Source organism: Micrococcus sp. TCR-5, from assembly GCF_052220525.1.
Taxonomy (GTDB): domain Bacteria; phylum Actinomycetota; class Actinomycetes; order Actinomycetales; family Micrococcaceae; genus Micrococcus; species Micrococcus luteus.
Genome location: NZ_JBQPDO010000001.1, coordinates 297,851 through 311,983, shown reverse-complemented (window position 1 = coordinate 311,983; position 14,133 = coordinate 297,851). Strand labels below are relative to the sequence as shown.

Sequence of the window (14,133 nt, the reverse complement as noted above, 5' to 3'; positions counted from 1 at the left end):
GTGGTCACCTCCGGGTGTTGAAGACGAGTGTAGAGCCGGTGTGGATGTAACGACTAGAGGCTACTGGGTGTGACCGCGGAGCCAGGGACATCCGGTGCGCACGTTGTTGAGGAAGCCACCGCTGCGCGATTGGCGGTGCAGCCGTTTCTCCTTGGCCACCCGTCTCTCCACCTGCACGCTGTCCTGGATGATGTCGTCGACGATCCTGTCGACGACCTCCGCGAACATGGCCCGGTCTTTGTCGGAGGCCGTCTCGCTGTCGATGATGTGGCTGGCCAGGGCCATGCCGGCGTTCACGGAGGTGGTCTCTTCGGCCGTCATCAGTTCCATGGCCTTCACGGCGCGGGCCCACCAGTCCGCACGGTCGTCAGAGCGCTTCTTCTGGAGGTAGGCGAGGAAGGCAACGATGACGGCGGTGGCGGTTCCCACGGGCGCGAGGGCGGAAATCCACTGCGCCCAGATGGGGAGCGAGGAAATTGCGGACGCAGTCAGCAGGGCGAGGTGCACTGCTTCAGCATAGGGAGAAGCTGGCCTTCCGTGTCGCGGATTTACCCGTAACCGTGCCGTCCCGCCCGGGCTACGCTGGGCCTCGGCGCCGCCCGCCATCCCCTTCGTGCGGCCGCCGCCTGCCGCGGCCAATCCCGTGACCGCTGCGGCTCCCGCTCCCGCCACCTCCCCTGGTGGTGGGGCGGCTTCGATTCCGGCTCCACGCGCGGGAACCCCCGTCACCTCTCCCGAATGCAACCCTGGTAGCCCCCGTCCACCGAACACGACCTGTTCAAACCGGGGCGCGTGGCCCACCGTCCCGCATGATTCAGCCAGGCCGGGGCGTGTCCAGCCGGGTTCAATCCTCGTCCCTCATCCCACTCGAAGCCCCCGGAATCATGCGGATTCCGGGGGCTTCTTCGTGTGCTCAGGGGTTCCCGGACGCCCGCCGCAGCCGCAGCGCGCCGATGAATCCGAGCACGAGGAACACGGCCGCGATGAGCAGTGCCCAGCGCGCCGCGTCGGCGAAGCCGGCCGTGAGCGCGTCGACGGCGGCCCCGTGTGCTCCTCGAGCGGGCCGCGCTCGCCCTGCGCCCGCAGCTGCGGGATCGTGGTGCCGGCCGAGCCCCGCGTGGCTGAGGCGAGCGAGTCGGCCGCCGGACCGGTGAGGCCGGCGTCGTCCAGGGCCGCGGGGAGCGCGGCGGCGAGGGCGATGGACAGGGTGGCCCCGGCGAACGCGGTGCCCAGGGCCGAGCCAACCTGAGGTGTCCGGGCCCAGGAGCAGGGCGAGCACCACGACCCCGGCCACTTCCAGGCCCCGCCCGATCAGCATGGTGCCCGGGGCGCTGAACCGAGCCGCCAGGTGACGGGCCACGGCGCCCGAGAGGAACGCGCCCGCGGCCTGGACGGCCCGGGCCCCAATCAGCATGCCCCCGCTCGAGGCGCCCGCCGCGAGGAGGCTGCCTCGAGCAGGGCCGCCCGGGGTCCCCCGCGGCCGGTTCCACGGCTCAGCGTCGCAGGGACGACGCCGCCGGGCCTCAACCGATCGACGGACTCCCGGTCCGCAGCCGGGCGTAGAGTCGGCCGGTGAGGGCGTCGACCCGACGCCGCACCCCCGCCGACGAGGAGGTCTGCCCATGTCCGTCGTGAAGATCAACGCCATCAGCGTCCCCGAGGGCGCCGGCCCGGAGCTCGAGAAGCGGTTCGCCGCCCGCAAGCACGCGGTGGACCAGGAGCCGGGCTTCGAGGGCTTCCAGCTGCTCCGGCCCACTGCGGGCGAGGACCGCTACTTCGTGGTCACGACGTGGGCGTCGGAGGAGGACTTCCGGCGCTGGCGGGACGGGCGCATGCCCGCCGCTCACGCCGCCGAGCAGGGCGGCCGCCCGGCGCCGGTCGCCACGGGCGCCGACCTGCTCGAGTTCGAGGTCGTGGACCTGGGCTGATCGCGGCGCCGCAGCAGGCGCATCGCGTTCACGATGACCAGCAGCACGGACGCCTCGTGCACGAGCATGCCGACGGCCATCGTGACGCCGCCGGCGAAGACGCCGGCCAGCAGGGCCGCGACGGTGACGAGGGAGATCGCGATGTTCTGCCGCATCACCCGCACCGTGCGCCGGGCCAGATCGAGCGCCTGCGGCAGCCGCTCGAGCCGGTCGCCCATCAGGGCGATGTCCGCGGTCTCGATGGCCACACCGGAGCCGGCCGCGCCCATGGCCACGCCGATGTCCGCCGTCGCCAGGGCCGGGGCGTCGTTGACGCCGTCACCGACCATCGCGACGACGCGGCCCTCGGCCTGCAGGGCCTCGATCGCCTCGAGCTTGTCCTGGGGCAGCAGGCCCGCCCGCACGTCGTCGACGCCCACCTGCCGGGCCACGGCCTGCGCGACGCCGGGCTGGTCGCCGGTCAGCATCACGACCTCGCGGACGCCGATCCCGTGCAGCGCCCGGATCATGCCCGCGGCCTCGGGCCGGAGGGTGTCTGCGATGGCGAGGACGCCGAGCGGGATGCCGTCGACGACGACCGCCGCCGGGGTCCGGCCCGCCTCCGCGAGCTCGGCCGCGACGGTCTCGACCCGGTCGGTCGCGGCCGGATCCACGCCGCGCTCGCGCAGCAGCGCCACGTTGCCCACGGCGACGACACGGCCGTCCACCTCTCCGGTGAGCCCGCGGCCGAGGACGACGTCCACATCCGTGGCCAGCGGGCCGTCCAGCAGGCCGCGGTCCCGGCCCGCCGCGACGACCGGCGCGGCCAGCGGGTGGTCCGAGGCCGCCTCGAGCCGTGCGGCCCAGCGCAGCACCTCGTCCTCGGCCCCGGGCTCGAACGCGACGACGTCTGTCAGCTCGGGGGTGCCCGACGTGAGGGTGCCGGTCTTGTCGACGGCGACGGCGTCGACCTTAGCGGAGCGCTCAAGGAACTCCCCTCCCTTGATGAGCACGCCGTCCTTGGCGCCGCGGCCGATCCCTGCCACGATCGCGACCGGGATGGAGATCACGAGGGCGCCCGGGCAGCCGATGACCAGCAGGGTCAGGGCCAGGGGGACGTCCCGCGTGATCAGGCCGGTAGCGAAGGCCAGCACCATGATCGCCGGGGTGTACCAGCGGGAGAAGCGGTCCATGAACTGCTGGGTCCGCGCACGGGCCTCCTGCGCCGCCTCGACGCGGTGGATGATGCGCGCCAGCGTGGTGTCGGCGCCGACGCCCCGGGCCTGCACCTGCAGCAGGCCGGCCGTGGCGACGGTGCCCGCGTACATGGCGTCACCGTCGGTCTTCTCCGCCGGGATGGACTCGCCCGTGATGGATGCCTCGTCCACGGCGCCGACCCCGGTGAGCACCACGCCGTCCACCGGCACCCGAGCGCCGGCCTTGACGAGGACGGTCGCGCCGGGGGCCACCTCGTGGGCAGGCACGGTGCGCTGGGTCCCGTCTGCGTCCACGACGACGGCGGTCTCGGGCGCCGTGGAGACGAGGTCCGCGAGCGCCGAGCGAGTCTGAGACAGGGTCGCGTCCTCGAGGGCGTGGCCGAGGGCGAAGAGGAAGGTCACGGCGGCGGCCTCCCAGAAATTGCCGAGCAGTGACGCGCCGATCGCGGCGGTGGCGACGAGCAGGTCGATGCCGACGGTCTTCACCCGCAGGGCGGCGATCGCGTCGCGCGCGATCGGCAGGCCGGCCACGACGGCGGCGGCGAGCATCAGGCCCGCCGCCACGAGGTGTCCGGTCCCGTGGGCCAGCTGCTCGGGCGCCAGCACGAGCGAGACGGCGATCAGCAGGCCGGCCACCACGGGGCGCCGCCAGCGGCGGGACAACGCGAACCGGGCACGAGGGCGGCCCGGACGTGTGACGGCGGGGGTGGACATGGCGGACTCCGTTCGTCGGGGGCGGGGCGGTGTCAGAAGGCCGACGGCCGGGCGGTGTAGCCGACCTTGGCGACGGCCTCGACGAGGTCCTGGGCAGTGGTGGTCTGCGGGTCGTGGTCGACCTCGATGCGCTGGGTCTCGAAGTGGACCTGCGCGCCGGTCACGCCGGGCAGGGCGTCGAGGGCCTTCTCGATCTTCCGGACGCACGAGGGGCAGCTGAAGCCCTCGGCGCGGAGCAGGGTGTGCGTGGTGGGGGTCATGGTCACTCCAGTCGGTCGTCACCGGCGCGGTCGCCGGTGAGGCTGAGCAGACGGGGCGGGTGCCCGGTCCGATCCCCGTCCTCCGGGGATGTCACTGACGCTACGAAGGGGACGGCGGGTACGCCTTGACCGCGGTCAAGCCGCCGTGTGGGAGGCTGATGGCGTGCGTATCGACCTGCCCCTCGCCCTCGTGGATGAACCAGAGCCGTGCGCGGCCCGGGTCCCGCTGTTCTCCGGGCTGGATCTGGAGCAGCTGCGCCGGGTCTCCGCCCTGGCGCGGCCGCTCGTGCTCGAGGCCGGCGATGCCCTGCACCTGGCCGGTGACCGCACGGACCGCCTGTGCGTCGTGCACAGCGGCCGCCTGGCGCTGACGCTCGGCTCAGCGACCGGCCGGGAACGCGTGGTGCGGATGGTCGAGCCCGGCGACTCCGTGGGCGAGCACGAGTTCCTCACGGGCGAGCCGGCCCGGCATGGGGCGCGCGCCGTGGCCGCGACCCGCCTGTGCACCTTCTCCCACGCCGAGGTCGCCCGACTCCTGGCCGAGCATCCGGGCATCGGGGGACGCGTGATGCGGACGCTGGCCGTCCGCCTGGCCGAGGCTGAACAACGGCTGGCATGGGAGCGTCAGCCTGTCACCGCACGGATCGCCGGACATCTGCTCGGCCTGCCGGCCCTCCGGGACGAGGCCGACCTCGTCGTGGTGCTGGCCGCGCCGAAGAAGGACGTCGCCTCGCTGCTGGGCACCACCCCCGAGGCGTTCAGCCGCGGGCTGCGCCGCCTCGCCGACGACGGCCTGATCGCCATCGAGGGCCCGCGGGTGACGCTGCTGGACCCGGAGGCGCTGGAGGCCCTTGCCGCGGAATGACCGCCGTCGTCGTGGTGTCCGCGGCGGTAGGCTGGGGGCTCCCCCGTCCCCCTACCCACGCAGGCCCGCAGCCCGGGCCGGGAAGCGCAGCGCCATGGCCTCCATCCGTCCCATCACCGTCTACGGCGAGCCCGTGCTGCACCGGCGCGCGGCCGAGGTGGAGGTGATCGACGACGAGATCCGCGAGTTGATCGAGGACATGTACGTCACGCAGGACGCCGCGCACGGCGTGGGTCTGGCCGCCCCGCAGGTCGGGGTCGGGCTGCGGATCTTCACGTGGACGTTCCCGGACTCCGGCGACGCGCCGAACGTGGGCCACGTGATCAACCCGGTGCTGACCCACCTGGACAAGGCGCCGCAGGACGACCCGCACCCGGACGAGCACACCGAGGGCTGCCTCTCGGTGCCCGGGCTCGGCTTCCCCCTGCAGCGCCCGACCCGCGTGCGCCTGTCCGGCCAGCGCGTGGACGGCGAGATGTTCGAGTTCGAGGCCGAGGGCTGGTTCGCGCGCATCATGCAGCACGAGTACGACCACCTCAACGGCACCCTCTACGTGAACCGGCTCGAGGGCAAGTGGCAGCGGCGCTGGAAGCGTGCGCAGCGGGCCGAGCGACTGAACGTGCCCGGCGTGACGTGGCTGCCCGGCACCGACGAGGACCCCTTCGGCCACGACGCCGACGACCACGCGGACCACGACCACGGGGACGACGAGGCCTGAGCCTCGGCTCCGCGTCCGCCCCGGTCGGCACACGACGACGGCCCGTCCCCTCCGCGGGGACGGGCCGTCGATCATCGGCGGGTCAGGCCTGCGGGAAGGCGGGGACCTGCTGGCCCGCCATCTTCTCCACCACGCGGATCACCTGGTGCGAGTAGCCGTACTCGTTGTCGTACCAGACGTAGAGGATCGCGTTCTTGCCGTCGTTGTTCACGAGGGTCGCCAGGCCGTCCACGACGCCGGCGCGGTCCGAGCCGACGAAGTCGGTGGACACGACCTCCGGGGAGTCCACGTAGCCGACCTGGCCGCGCAGGGCGCCGGTGAGGGACTCCTGCTTCAGGCGGGCGTTGAGCTCCTCCACCGAGGTGGGCTTGGTCAGCTCGAGGTTCAGGATGGCCATGGACACGTCCGGGGTGGGGACGCGGATGGCGTTGCCGGAGAGCTTGCCCTTGAGCTCGGGCAGGGTCTTGGCCACGGCCTTGGCGGCGCCGGTCTCGGTGAGCACCATGTTCATGCCGGCGGCACGTCCACGACGGGCGCCCTTGTGGAAGTTGTCCACGAGGTTCTGGTCGTTGGTGTAGGCGTGCACGGTCTCCACGTGGCCGTGGTCGATGCCGTAGTCGTCCTGGATGACCTTGAGCACCGGGGTGATGCCGTTGGTGGTGCAGGAGGCCGCCGAGATGATGGTGTCCTCGGGCGTGATGTCGTCCGAGTTCACGCCGAACACGATATTCTTCATCTCGCCCTTGCCCGGGGCGGTCAGCAGGACCTTCGCGGCGCCCTTGGCCTGCAGGTGCTGGGACAGGCCCTCGTCGTCGCGCCAGCGTCCGGTGTTGTCGACGACCAGCGCGTCCTTGATGCCGTAGGAGGTGTAGTCCACCGTGGTCGGATCGTTCGAGTAGATGACCTGGATCTCGGTGCCGTTGGCGGTGATCACGTCGCGGTCCTCGTCCACCACGATCGTCCCGTCGAACGGGCCGTGGATCGAGTCGCGGCGCAGCAGGGAGGCGCGCTTGATCAGGTCATCCTCCGAGTTCTTGCGCACGACGACGGCACGCAGGCGCAGCTTGGAGCCACCGCCGGCGTGGTCGAGGAGGATGCGGGCCAGCAGGCGGCCGATGCGACCGAAGCCGTAGAGCACGACGTCCTGGGTCTCGCCCAGGCCCTCACCGGCCTTGCCCTTGACCTCGGCGAGCTCGGCGTCCAGGAAGGCCTGGACGTCCTGGCCCGAGGCCTTCTGCTTGGCGGCCAGCTCGGCCAGGTCGACGGTGGCGGCGCCCAGGTCCATCGCGGCCATGGCCTCGACCAGTGGATAGGTGGACTCGACGCTCAGCGGCGCCTGCTGCACGCGGCGGGCGTAGCGGTGGGCCTTGATGATGTCGATCACGCCGCGGTTCACGAGGGAGCGCCCGTAGATCGAGGTGACCACGTTGTGCTCGCGGTACAGGGTGCCCAGCAGGGGGACCATCTTCTCCGCGAGCTTCTGCTGCGTGTTCCACTCGGGGGTCTGGGTCGAGGCGGTGTCTGCCACGGGAGTCCTTCCTTGAAACCTGGCGGGGCCGTCCTGGGCAGGCCCCGTCCCCCGACCTCGTTGTCGGCGGACGCCTCCATTCTAGGCGAGGACGCGTCCGCAGCGGCCCCGCGGCCTCAGCGGGGCGTAGACTGGTCGGTCGGGACGGATCGGCGGACGGCCGCGTGCCCCTGCGGGGGTGCGAGGAAAGTCCGGGCACCGCAGAGCAGGATGGTGGACAACATCCACCCGGGGCGACCCGCGGGCCAGTGCCACAGAGAGAAGACCGCCTCCGCGCCGTGTGCGCGGCGGTAAGGGTGAAAGGGTGGTGTAAGAGACCACCAGCGGCCCCGGTGACGGGGCCGGCTCGGTAAACCCCATCCGGTGCAAGGCCGAACAGGACGCGTCACGAGGGCTGCTCGCCCCAGCGTCCGGGTTGGCCGCTCGAGCCCGTCAGCGATGGCGGGCCCAGATGGATGGCCGTCACCTCGCGCGGGGCAACGCGCGCGAGGCACAGAACCCGGCTTACAGCCGGTCCGTCCCGCCTCACGGCCCCCGGCTGGGGTCAGAACCCCTCGTCGTCGAGGATCCGCTCGAACTCGAGCTCCACCACGTGCTCGCGCTCCTGCTTGTCCAGCAGCCGGTACCCGTACGACTCGCCGATCGAGACGACCTTCGCCAGGCTCGGGCGTCGCCGGTCCCGTGGCCATTCGAGCGTCACGCGGTCCTGCCCCGTGAAGGTGCGCTCCCGCAGGCGGTGCTCCACGGCCGAGGCGTGCGTGCGCTCCCGCCCGCTGGAGCGGACCCCGAGCCACACGGCGGCCGCGATCACGAGCAGGACGAACGGGAACACCACGCCGAACACGTTCATGGCGGTCATCGGGCGACTCCTGGGATGCGGGGCGGCTGTGCGGACCCCACCACTGTGCCAGGTCCGGACGACGACGTCGGCCCGGCCCGTCTGCGCGTCGGCCCGGGGCGCCTGGCTAGGCTGGCCCGGTGCTGATCCTGCTGCCGCCCTCCGAGGGCAAGACCGCACCCCGTTCTGGGGCCCCGCTCGACCTCGACTCCCTCGCGTTGGCCGAGGACGCCGCGGTGACGGGCGCCCGCGCGGACCTGCTCAGGCGGCTCGCCGCGGTCTCGGCTGCCCCGGATGCCCTGGCGGCCCTCGGCGTCGGGGCGTCGCTCGCCGGCGAGGTCGAGGCGAACACGCGCCTGGCCTCGGCCCCTGCCGCGCCCGGTCACCGGGTGTTCACGGGGGTGCTCTTCGATGCCCTCGACCACGCCGCCCTGTCCTCGGCGGCGAAGCGCCGCGCCCGCGCGTCCGTGCTGGTCTTCTCCGCACTGTTCGGCGCCACCGCGCTGGCGGACCGGATCCCCGCCTTCCGGCTGCCCGTCGGCGCGAAGCTGCCGGGGCTGCCCGGGCTGGCCGCGCACTGGCGCCCCGTGATGACCCCCGCCCTCGACGCGCTCGCCGCACAGGACGGCGGGCCCGTCGTCGACTGCCGCTCCGGCGGCTACGCGGCCCAGTGGCGGGCACCGGCGGAGCGGACCCTCGCGGTGGACGTGTTCCAGCTGCGCAACGGCGAGCGGACGGTCGTCTCGCACTTCGCCAAGCACACCCGCGGCCTCGTGGCTCGCGCGCTCCTGGAGGCGGGGGCCCGGGAGACCTCGACGCTGGACCGTGTGGCGGACGTGGTCGCGCGGGCCGGGGACGGCCCCGGCTGGGAGGTCGAGCTGGCCCGGCCGTCCGGCGCGAAGCCCGGCGCGCTGCGGGTGATCCTGCCCGAGGGATGATCCGGGCCGAGGATCGCTCTGTCCGGACGCGGCCTCAGTCCTCGACGGCCACCAGCTCCACCTCGAAGCCGTCCGCGGTCTCGAGGTAGGCGGCGTAGTGGTCCGCACCCCCGGCGTGCGGGTGGCGGTCCTCGAAGAGCAGGCGGAACCCCCGGCCGCGCGCGGCGGCGGTGAGCTCGTCCACGCGGGCGCGCGACCCGGCCCGGAAGGCCAGGTGGTTCAGGCCCGGACGGGTGCGCTCGTGAGCGCCCGCGGCGACGTCAGGCCCGGCCTCGAGCACGAGGTACTCCCCCGCCCCCTGGTACGTCCGGCCCTCGGCCCACCCCTCGCCGGGCACGTAGCCGAGCTCGCCGAACAGCCAGCCGAGGCTCGCCTCGGCCGCCGCGAGGTCGGCGACCCAGATCTCCACGTGGTGCAGCCGGCCCGTGGGCGCGGGCGCCGGGGTCGCATCCTCCGGCGAGGCGACGGCGTCGGGCCCGTCCGCCTCCACGGCCCGGACGTCCGCGTCCGCGTCGAGGCCGGACCCGGCCACCGCCGGTGCGGAGGTCGTGGACGCCTCCGCGGCGGTCGACCCCGCGGCCGTGGGGGCCGCAACGGGCACCTCTGAGGCGCCGGCGTCCCACTGCCCGCCCCGCGCGCCGGCGTCCATGGCCTCGTTGGAGAGGCGGTCGGCGTCCTTGTTCCGGTTGCGTGGGATCCATTCGTAGCTGACGCGCTCGGGGGGCAGCACGGCACGGGCCTCGGCCGCGAGGCGCCGCATGTCGTCGTGCTTGATCTTCCACCGCCCGGACATCTGCTCCACCACGAGCTTGGAGTCCATCAGCACGTGCACCCGGGCCTCCGGGTCGAGGTCCCGGGCCATCCGCAGCCCGGCCACGAGCCCGGAGTACTCGGCCACGTTGTTGGACGCCTTCCCCAGCGGAGCGGCGTCGGTCCGGAGGATCTCGCCCGTGGCCGGGTCGCGCACCAGGGCGCCGTAGCCGGCGACGCCGGGGTTGCCCCGTGACCCGCCGTCGGCCTCCACCTGCAGGACTCGTCCGCTCACCGTGCGCCTCCTCGTGTCCGTGGTCGCGCCGTCCGACGCGGCCCCCCACTCTACTGATCGCGCCGGGGGCGGGGCCCGGGATCAGTCCCGGATGAGGATGGCGCCGGACTCGGGGCAGCGGGCGACGGCGGCCGGCGGGAGGGCCCGGATGCGCGCGACCTCCGCGGGCGACAGCTCCGTGCCCGCGGCCGCGGACCGGTTCCCGACGAGCCGGGCCGCGCCGATGCCGCCGTTGCGCTCCCGCGCCTCCTCGTACAGGGCCAGCAACGACGCGGGGAACTCCGCGGCCAACGCCGCCCGGCGCTGGATGAGGTCCCGGCCACGCTGGGTCACAGCCTGCCCCTCGCGGCGCACCTCCGCCGCGCGGGCCTCGACCTCGGCCTGCGCCCGCTCCAGAGCGGCGTGGCCCCTCGAGAGCCGGGACTCGGCGGCGTCGGCGGCCTCCATGGCCTCGAGGGCCGCGGCCTCGTGGTCGTCGAGCAGTGCGGTGAGCGTGTCGTCCTCGTGCTGCATGGCCTGCAGCTCCTTGGGCCCGCCCTGGCCCGTTTCGAGCCGCTCCCGGGTCCGGTCCCGACGGGCGCGGGTGGCGGCGGCCTTCTCGGTGGCCTCGGCCCCCGCCCGGTCGGCGGTGCGGGCGGCGTCCTGCAGACCGGGCAGCGCCTCCTCGAACTCCTGCGCACGGGCGCGCAGCCGGGCGTGCTCCGGGTCCGCCTTGAGCCGACGGACGACGGCGCGGGCCTGGTCCAGGGCCGTGTCGAGCTCCTGCAGCTCCAGCAGCCGGGCCTGGACGGCCGGCGGTGCGGTGACCTCACTCATGCGTGACTCCCCTCGTCGGCCCGCTCTCCCCCGACCAGGAAGTCCCAGGGGTCGCTGCGGTGATCTGAGAACAGGGTGGTGACGCCCAGTCCCCGCTCCGCCAGGGCGGCCTCCAGGGCGCGGGCGCCGTGCTCGAGCCACAGGGACTCGCTCGCCCAGTGCGAGACGTCCACGAGCGCGGGACGCCCCTCCCCCGACGCCGCCGTCTCCCGGGCCTCCGAGGCCGGGTGGTGGCGCAGATCGGCGGTCACGTAGACGTCCGCGCCGGACGCGCGGACCGCGTCGAAGAGGCTGTCTCCGGCACCGCCGCACACGGCGACGCGGCGGATGCGCTGGGCGGGGTCGCCCGCCACGCGCACGCCGCCGGCCGTGGCGGGCAGCGCCGCGTGCACGGCCCGGGCGAAGGCGGCCAGGTCGGTCTCCTCGGGCAGGTCGCCCACCCGGCCGATGCCTTCGGCCCCGGTGCCGGCGGCGGAGGCCGTCAGGGGCGAGAGCGCTCCGGTGACGCCGACGGCACGGGCCAGCACGTCCGAGACGCCGTCCACGACGGCGTCGGCGTTGGTGTGCGCGGCCAGCAGGGCGATGCGGTGCTCGATCAGGGTGTGCAGCAGGCGGCCCTTCGCGGCGGCGTGTCCGACGGCGGCGACGGACGAGGTCCCGCGCAGCAGGAGCGGGTGGTGGGTGACCACGAGGTCGGCCCCGCGGGCGACGGCCTCGTCGGCCACGGCCTGCACCGGGTCCAACGCCCACAGGACGGTCCGCACCGGGGCCTCCGGGCGCCCGGCCACCGGCCCGACGGCGTCCCACGGCTCCGCCAGCTCCCGCGGCCACAGCCCCTGGACGACCTCGAGGACCTGCCCGAGCGTCGGCGGGGCCAGGGCGTGCTCCGGCGAGGCGGGGACGGTGGGACGGGACACGGTCATACCGGCCATGATGGCCCACCCGGCCCGGGCACGCACGACCCGGCGGCCCTGGGTGAGGGCACGGCGCGGCGACGTCGGGAATGAAAAGCGCGGGCCGCGTTGCTGTGCCTGCCATGACCGACTCCCCCCGTACCGAGCCCCTCGGCGCCTCCGACGCGCCCGCCGACGTCCGCGAGCTGACGCTCGCCGGCGGCTGCTTCTGGTGCCTCGACGCCGTCTACCGTCGCGTGCGGGGCGTGCTCGCCGTCGAGTCCGGCTACACCGGAGGCGACGACCCCGCCCCGAGCTACGAGTCCGTGTGCACCGGGACCACCGGCCACGCCGAAGCGGTCCGCGTGCGCTTCGACGCCGCCGTCGTGCCGCCCGAGGTGATCATGGACCTGTTCTTCACCGGCCACGACCCCACGTCGTTGAACCGCCAGGGGGCCGACGTCGGCACCCAGTACCGATCGGCCGTCTTCGCCCACGACGAGGCCGAGGCCCGGTTCTTCGCGGACGAGATCGCCCGGGCACAGGCGAACTATGACAGCCCCATCGTCACACGCGTCGAGCCGGCGTCCGCGTGGCACCCGGCCGAAGACATCCACCAGGACTTCTATGCGCGGCGCCGTTCCAACGGATACTGCCGTGTGGTCATCGATCCGAAGCTCGCGAAGGTGCGCCGGAACTACTCCGCGTGGCTCGTGGACGCCTGAGCGCCGCCGCGGCTCGATAGCCTGACGCAGGAACACCCACTAGATCGCCCGCGCCCCGAGGCGCACCACCACCGGAGGTATCACCATGGCCCGCATCCTTGACGACATCACCCAGGCGGTCGGCAACACGCCCCTGGTCCGGCTGAACCGCCTCGCGAAGGACCTGCCCGGCGACGTCGCCGTGAAGGTCGAGTTCTACAACCCGGCCAACTCGGTGAAGGACCGCATCGGCACCGCCATCGTCGACGCCGCGGAGGCGGCCGGCGAGCTGACCCCCGGCGGCACCATCGTGGAGGGCACCTCCGGCAACACCGGCATCGCCCTGGCCATGGTCGGCGCGGCACGCGGCTACCGCGTGATCCTGACCATGCCCGAGACCATGTCCACCGAGCGCCGCGTGATGCTCAAGGCGTTCGGCGCCGAGATCGTGCTGACCCCCGGGGCAGACGGCATGCGCGGCGCCCTCGAGCGCGCCCAGGAGATCGTCCGCAGCACCCCGAACTCCATCTGGGCCCAGCAGTTCGCGAACCAGGCCAACGTCCAGGCCCACTACAGGGGCACCGGCCCGGAGATCTGGGACGCGTCCGAGGGCGCCGTGGACGTGTTCATCGCCGGCGTCGGCACCGGCGGTACCATCACGGGCGCGGGCCGGTACCTGCGCGAGCAGAAGCCGGACGTGAAGCTCATCGCCGTCGAGCCGGCCGACTCCCCCATCCTCTCCGGCGGCCAGGCCGGCCCGCACAAGATCCAGGGCATCGGCGCGAACTTCGTGCCCGAGATCCTGGACACCGACCTCTACGACGAGGTCTACCCGGCCGCCTTCGAGGAGTCCATCGAGACCGCCCGTCGGCTCGGGACCGAGGAGGGCATCCTCGGCGGCATCTCCACCGGCGCGATCATCTCGGCCGCCCTCAAGGAGGCCGCCAAGCCCGAGTCCGAGGGCAAGCTGATCGTCGCCATCGTGTGTGACTTCGGCGAGCGCTACATCTCCACCGCCCTCTTCGAGGACATCCGCGGCTGACCGCCGCCCGCTCACCGACCGCACCGACCCGAAGGGGCCGCCCGTGGGACTGTTCTCCCGCATCAAGGAAGACATCGCGACCGTCCGCAGCCATGACCCGGCGGCGCGCGGTGACCTCGAGGTGGCCCTCGTCTACTCGGGTCTGCACGCCGTGTGGGCGCACCGCGTCGCGCACCGGATGTGGCGGCACGACCGGTTGAAGATGCCCGCCCGCGTGCTCTCGCAGGTCACGCGCGCGGCCACGGGCATCGAGATCCACCCCGGCGCCTCGATCGGTCGCCGGTTCTTCATCGACCACGGCATGGGCGTCGTGATCGGCGAGACCGCAGAGATCGGCGACGACGTGATGCTGTACCACGGGGTCACCCTCGGCGGCCGCTCCCTGGCCAAGGTGAAGCGGCACCCCACGCTGCGCGACGGCGTCGTGGTGGGGGCCGGCGCCAAGATCCTCGGACCCGTCGAGCTCGGGGAGGGAACGGCGGTGGGCGCCAACGCCGTCGTCGTGAAGGACACCCCCGCCGACGCGATCGCCACCGGCGTGCCGGCCACCGTCCGACCGCGCAAGGGCCCGTCCGAGGGCAAGCCGCTCGTGGACCCCGCGGAGTACGTGGACCCGGCCCTCTGGATCTGAGGGCCGGGTCCACGCCG

Annotated in this window: 15 protein-coding genes and 1 other RNA gene; 8 read left to right on the top strand and 8 right to left on the bottom strand. The window is 73.7% G+C overall.

Going from position 1 to position 14,133, the window contains the following annotated elements; all coding sequences use genetic code 11:
- Positions 1–60: 60 nt before the first annotated feature.
- Positions 61–507: a hypothetical protein gene (locus ACTSKS_RS01465; protein ID WP_036384865.1), complete on the bottom strand. Its 447-nt coding sequence runs from the start codon at positions 505–507 to the stop codon at positions 61–63.
- A gap of 1,115 nt (positions 508–1,622) precedes the next feature.
- Between ACTSKS_RS01465 and ACTSKS_RS01460 the strand changes: the two genes are divergently transcribed.
- Positions 1,623–1,928 (top strand): antibiotic biosynthesis monooxygenase family protein, encoded by a 306-nt coding sequence (locus ACTSKS_RS01460; protein ID WP_044659105.1) that lies wholly within the window; start codon positions 1,623–1,625, stop codon positions 1,926–1,928.
- Here ACTSKS_RS01460 and ACTSKS_RS01455 read toward each other — a convergent pair.
- Together ACTSKS_RS01455 and ACTSKS_RS01450 are read right to left on the bottom strand one after the other, a co-directional pair.
- Entirely contained in the window at positions 1,844–3,838 is a 1,995-nt protein-coding gene (locus tag ACTSKS_RS01455; RefSeq protein WP_442927215.1) for a heavy metal translocating P-type ATPase, read from the bottom strand. The two genes, ACTSKS_RS01460 and ACTSKS_RS01455, sit on opposite strands and share 85 nt — an antisense overlap.
- Before the next feature lie 32 nt (positions 3,839–3,870).
- On the bottom strand, positions 3,871–4,098 hold the full coding sequence (locus ACTSKS_RS01450) for a heavy-metal-associated domain-containing protein (RefSeq protein ID WP_036381311.1): 228 nt from the start codon (positions 4,096–4,098) through the stop codon (positions 3,871–3,873).
- 163 nt (positions 4,099–4,261) lie between these two features.
- Between ACTSKS_RS01450 and ACTSKS_RS01445 the strand changes: the two genes are divergently transcribed.
- Both ACTSKS_RS01445 and def read left to right on the top strand, forming a co-directional pair.
- Positions 4,262–4,963: a Crp/Fnr family transcriptional regulator gene (locus ACTSKS_RS01445; RefSeq protein ID WP_236649745.1), complete on the top strand. Its 702-nt coding sequence runs from the start codon at positions 4,262–4,264 to the stop codon at positions 4,961–4,963.
- A gap of 94 nt (positions 4,964–5,057) precedes the next feature.
- Positions 5,058–5,681, top strand: coding sequence for a peptide deformylase (gene def / locus ACTSKS_RS01440; RefSeq protein ID WP_158183698.1), 624 nt, complete (start codon positions 5,058–5,060; stop codon positions 5,679–5,681).
- Positions 5,682–5,763: 82 nt separating this feature from the next.
- On the opposite strand, the gene ACTSKS_RS01435 is transcribed toward def, so the two are convergent.
- Positions 5,764–7,209, bottom strand: coding sequence for a glyceraldehyde-3-phosphate dehydrogenase (locus ACTSKS_RS01435; RefSeq protein ID WP_182488440.1), 1,446 nt, complete (start codon positions 7,207–7,209; stop codon positions 5,764–5,766).
- Positions 7,210–7,353: 144 nt separating this feature from the next.
- On the opposite strand from ACTSKS_RS01435, the gene rnpB reads away from it, so the two are divergent.
- An RNA gene (rnpB, locus tag ACTSKS_RS01430) (RNase P RNA component class A) lies at positions 7,354–7,732 on the top strand.
- 21 nt (positions 7,733–7,753) lie between these two features.
- Here the strand turns inward: rnpB and ACTSKS_RS01425 are convergent.
- Positions 7,754–8,068 (bottom strand): hypothetical protein, encoded by a 315-nt coding sequence (locus ACTSKS_RS01425; protein WP_135040023.1) that lies wholly within the window; start codon positions 8,066–8,068, stop codon positions 7,754–7,756.
- A 119-nt stretch (positions 8,069–8,187) separates the two neighbouring features.
- Here ACTSKS_RS01425 and ACTSKS_RS01420 point away from each other — a divergent pair, with 119 nt between their 5' ends.
- Positions 8,188–8,985: a YaaA family protein gene (locus ACTSKS_RS01420; protein WP_135040024.1), complete on the top strand. Its 798-nt coding sequence runs from the start codon at positions 8,188–8,190 to the stop codon at positions 8,983–8,985.
- 34 nt (positions 8,986–9,019) lie between these two features.
- Here the strand turns inward: ACTSKS_RS01420 and ACTSKS_RS01415 are convergent, their stop codons facing one another.
- From ACTSKS_RS01415 to ACTSKS_RS01405, 3 genes are all read right to left on the bottom strand, one after another.
- Positions 9,020–10,030, bottom strand: coding sequence for a reverse transcriptase-like protein (locus ACTSKS_RS01415; protein ID WP_182488441.1), 1,011 nt, complete (start codon positions 10,028–10,030; stop codon positions 9,020–9,022).
- Positions 10,031–10,111: 81 nt separating this feature from the next.
- On the bottom strand, positions 10,112–10,846 hold the full coding sequence (locus tag ACTSKS_RS01410; RefSeq protein ID WP_135039848.1) for a zinc ribbon domain-containing protein: 735 nt from the start codon (positions 10,844–10,846) through the stop codon (positions 10,112–10,114).
- Complete coding sequence (locus ACTSKS_RS01405; protein WP_317676647.1) at positions 10,843–11,769, bottom strand: Nif3-like dinuclear metal center hexameric protein; 927 nt, start codon at positions 11,767–11,769, stop codon at positions 10,843–10,845. Before ACTSKS_RS01405 ends, ACTSKS_RS01410 begins: the two co-directional genes overlap by 4 nt.
- Positions 11,770–11,882: 113 nt before the next feature.
- On the opposite strand from ACTSKS_RS01405, the gene msrA reads away from it, so the two are divergent.
- From msrA to epsC, 3 genes are all read left to right on the top strand, one after another.
- On the top strand, positions 11,883–12,464 hold the full coding sequence (gene msrA, locus ACTSKS_RS01400; protein ID WP_036312770.1) for a peptide-methionine (S)-S-oxide reductase MsrA: 582 nt from the start codon (positions 11,883–11,885) through the stop codon (positions 12,462–12,464).
- A gap of 85 nt (positions 12,465–12,549) precedes the next feature.
- Positions 12,550–13,485: a cysteine synthase A gene (gene cysK, locus ACTSKS_RS01395; protein ID WP_036340182.1), complete on the top strand. Its 936-nt coding sequence runs from the start codon at positions 12,550–12,552 to the stop codon at positions 13,483–13,485.
- Between the two features lie 43 nt (positions 13,486–13,528).
- Positions 13,529–14,116 carry a serine O-acetyltransferase EpsC gene (gene epsC, locus ACTSKS_RS01390; RefSeq protein WP_036381293.1) on the top strand — a complete coding sequence of 196 codons (588 nt, stop codon included), beginning with the start codon at positions 13,529–13,531 and terminating at the stop codon, positions 14,114–14,116.
- Positions 14,117–14,133 lie beyond the last annotated feature (17 nt).